The sequence below is a fragment of the Duganella callida genome (assembly GCF_004614165.1).
In the GTDB taxonomy this organism is placed as follows: domain Bacteria; phylum Pseudomonadota; class Gammaproteobacteria; order Burkholderiales; family Burkholderiaceae_D; genus Rugamonas; species Rugamonas callida.
The window spans coordinates 1-3,101 of the sequence record NZ_SPVG01000110.1 but is presented as its reverse complement, the minus strand read 5'-3'; the positions used below and the strand labels follow the sequence as shown (position 1 = coordinate 3,101).

Sequence of the window (3,101 nt, the reverse complement as noted above, 5' to 3'; positions counted from 1 at the left end):
GGCTGCGGCCTGGGCGTGACCGGCGCCACCGAGTCCCAGGCCCAAGCCCAGCGCCAGCCCGGCCAGCATGCCCCCTGCCCGGCGCGGCGCGCCCGTGCTGTGCTTGTCCATCCAGTCTCCGTTTAGTTATGGGTGATGCCTGATACTACCGCGTTTGCCGGTAAAAAAACCGGCGCCGCCCAAGGCGCCGGCAACTTCGCGGGGCGAAGAGACGAAGGTGACGCCAAATCAAATTGGAAACGTTCCCAATTCATGGTCAATATAGCACCGCTTGATTTTGAATGTCAATGCATCGCATCGGGGACAGACCACGATTTTGCAATCTTTCAAAAACGTAGTCTGTCCCCATTGTTAGACTTCCAGCGCCAGCACGCGCAGCCGGTGGCCGTCACGGTCGAGCGCGACGAAGGTATAGCCAAAGTCCATCGCGGTCGGCCGCTGGGCGATCGCCAGCCCGCGCGCCGACCAGTCGGCGTACATGTCGTTGACCACGCTGCGGTCGGCCACGGCAAACGCCAGCTCGCTGCCGCCGCCGGCCGCATATACCTTGGGCTCGGCCGTGTGGCGCGACCACAGACCGAGCTTGAGGCCGGACGACAGCACGAACAGCACAAAGGTCGGCGACGTCTCCACCGGCTGGCGCGCCAGCAGCTCGGCATAGAAATGCCCGCTGGCGATCGGATCGTCGACATACAACAGCACATAGTCGGGGCTCATGTGGTTCTCCTGCAAAGGTTGAAAAGGCGTCCATGGTAAGCGGCTGCTGCGACAGTTTCTGTCAGTAGCATTTGCGCGGCGTCAATTGCCGATATTTCCTCATGGATAGAATCGAGCGGTGACCACCGCCGGGAGCCTGCCATGTCCAGCCAGCCCTTGCGCCGCCAGGACGGCGCCATCGCCATCATGTTCGCCCTGATGGCCATGGGCATGGTCGCGCTGATCGGCCTGGCGCTGGACCTGGCGCTGGTGTACAACCGCAAGGCCGAACTGCAGGCGCTGGCGGACGCCACCGCGCTGGCCGCCGCGCGCCAGCTGGACGGCACGGTGGCCGGCATCACCAACGCGCTGAACGTGGCCGCCGCCACCGCCGCCAGCTACCACTACCAGTACAACGCGCTGCCGGTGAACTGGTCCAGCGCCGCGCTGCGCTTTGCCGCTGCCGCCGACGCGGCGGACGCCGGCTGGGTCGACGCCGCCACCGCCCAGACCATGCCGGGCGGTATCCTTTACGCCCGGGTCGACACGCGCGCGCTGGACGCCGGCCTGGGCACGGTCCACACCTTCTTCATGCGCGGCAGCGGCGACGGCGCCAACACCGCCAGCACGGCCGCGCGCGCGGTGGCCGGCCGCATGTCGACCCAGGTGCTGCCGCTGGCGGTGTGCGCGCTGTCGGCGACGCCGGCGGCCGCGCGCGTCAACGTGGCCGGCAACGCCGCTTACAATGAACTGGTGGAGTTCGGTTTCCGCCGCGGCGTCGCCTACGATCTGATGCAGCTGAATCCCGACGGCATCACGCCGGAACATTTTCTCATCGACCCGCTGGCCCCGCCGGGCACCACCGGTACCGCCGCCCACTTCGCTGTCGACGTGGTGCGGCCGTTTGTCTGCACCGGCAGCATGCCGATGGGCCGCATCACCGGCGGCGCGCTGACGGTGATGCGTGGTTTCCCGCTGGCCTCGCTGTACAACCACCTGAATTCGCGCTTCGACCAGTACGGCAACAACAACTGCTCGCCGGAGAACGCGCCGCCCGACACCAACATCAAACCCTACCCCTACACCGGCATCGCCTGGATGGCGGCGGCGCCGGCCGGCCAGAGCGCCGGCGCCTGGACCAGCGGCGGCACCCGGCTGTGGACGCGCGCCGATCCCCAGCCCGGCGACGCCACCAACACGGCGCCGCTGTACGGCCCGCTGTGGGCGCACGCCAAGGCGGTGCCGTATGCCGCCTACGCCGCCGCGCCCACCGAGCCGGCGGCCGGCTACGGCGCGTTTTCCGCCAGCGCCTGGGCCAGCCTGTACACGCCGAATCCGCCCACCGCCCTGTCCTACCCGGCCACGCAGACGCAATCGACGCCCTACATCCAGAGCTCCAGCGCGACCTACTTCCAGGCGCCGTCCGCCGCCCATCAGCCCGGACTGGCCAGGCGCCGCGTGCTCAACGTGGCGCTGCTGGCCTGCCCGCTGCCGGCCGGCGCGGTGCTCAGCGCCAGCGTGCTCGGCGTCGGACGCTTTTTCATGACCGTGCCGGCCACCGCCACCAGCCTGAACGCCGAATTCGGCGGCGCCGCGGCGCTGTCGTCGCTGGCCGGCGCCGTGGAGCTGCTGCCATGATCCGGCCGCGCAAACAGGGCGGCGCGGCCCTGCTGGAACTGGCGCTGACGCTGCCGGTGCTGCTGACCATGCTGGCCTATCTGGTGTTCTACGGCCGCCTGCTGTACACCTATGAAATCATGCAAAAGGCCAGCCGCGATGCCACCCGCTACCTGTCGACCGCGTCCGCCACCAACATGCACAGCCCGGCGCTGGTGGGCCAGGAGATCGCGGTGACGCAAGCCATCCTGCAGTCCGAGCTCGGCACCATGGGCGCCGCCGCCAGTGGCGCCTTTGTCACCATCCTGTGCAACGCCACCCTGTGCAACGGCGGCGTCCTGCCGACCACCGTCACGGTGGTGGTGGAACTGGGCGTGCAGAACGACCTGCCCGGCTACGTCAACGATTTTCCCGCCCCGTGGCTGATTGCCAGCCAGACCATGCGCTATGCCGGCAACTGATCGTCAGCGCGGCGCCATGATCGCCGAATTTGCCGGCTGCCTGGTGTTGCTGCTGACCGCCATGTTCTTCGTGATCGAAGCGGCGCGCGCGCTGTACCTGCTCAATACCCTGCAGGAAGCAACCCGGCGCGCGGCGTACGCGGCGGCCGTCAGCGACTTCAGCGATCCGGCGGCGATGGCGGCGCTGCGGCAGGCGGCGGTGTTCCGCGCCAGTCCGGGCCTGCTGCTGCTGGGCACCCCGGTCAGCGACGCCCACATCCGCATCGACTACCTGTCGCTGGCGGCCGGCGGCGGCGAGGCCGACGCGGCGGCCGAAGCCGAGGCGGC

At 68.9% G+C, this 3,101-nt stretch carries 4 protein-coding genes; 3 read left to right on the top strand and 1 reads right to left on the bottom strand.

Going from position 1 to position 3,101, the window contains the following annotated elements; genetic code table 11:
* Window positions 1-351 precede the first annotated feature (351 nt).
* Window positions 352-717 (bottom strand): VOC family protein, encoded by a 366-nt coding sequence (locus tag E4L98_RS11440; protein WP_135201691.1) that lies wholly within the window; start codon window positions 715-717, stop codon window positions 352-354.
* 141 nt (window positions 718-858) lie between these two features.
* Between E4L98_RS11440 and E4L98_RS11435 the strand changes: the two genes are divergently transcribed.
* The 3 genes from E4L98_RS11435 to E4L98_RS11425 all read left to right on the top strand — a co-directional run.
* Window positions 859-2,334, top strand: a complete 1,476-nt coding sequence (locus E4L98_RS11435; protein ID WP_135201690.1) for a TadE/TadG family type IV pilus assembly protein — start codon at window positions 859-861, stop codon at window positions 2,332-2,334.
* Complete coding sequence (locus tag E4L98_RS11430) at window positions 2,331-2,774, top strand: TadE/TadG family type IV pilus assembly protein (RefSeq protein ID WP_135201689.1); 444 nt, start codon at window positions 2,331-2,333, stop codon at window positions 2,772-2,774. The genes E4L98_RS11435 and E4L98_RS11430 overlap by 4 nt, the downstream gene beginning before the upstream one ends.
* Window positions 2,761-3,101, top strand: a 341-nt coding sequence (locus E4L98_RS11425) for a TadE/TadG family type IV pilus assembly protein (RefSeq protein ID WP_205746701.1), incomplete at its 3' end; no start/stop codon positions are given. The genes E4L98_RS11430 and E4L98_RS11425, both read left to right, overlap by 14 nt.

Bases quoted from the DNA above. Each gene is read 5' to 3' on its own strand.
- E4L98_RS11440 (WP_135201691.1), bottom strand. From the start codon at position 717: ATGAGCCCCGACTATGTGCTGTTGTATGTCGACGATCCGATCGCCAGC.
- E4L98_RS11435 (WP_135201690.1), top strand. From the start codon at position 859: ATGTCCAGCCAGCCCTTGCGCCGCCAGGACGGCGCCATCGCCATCATG.
- E4L98_RS11430 (WP_135201689.1), top strand. From the start codon at position 2,331: ATGATCCGGCCGCGCAAACAGGGCGGCGCGGCCCTGCTGGAACTGGCG.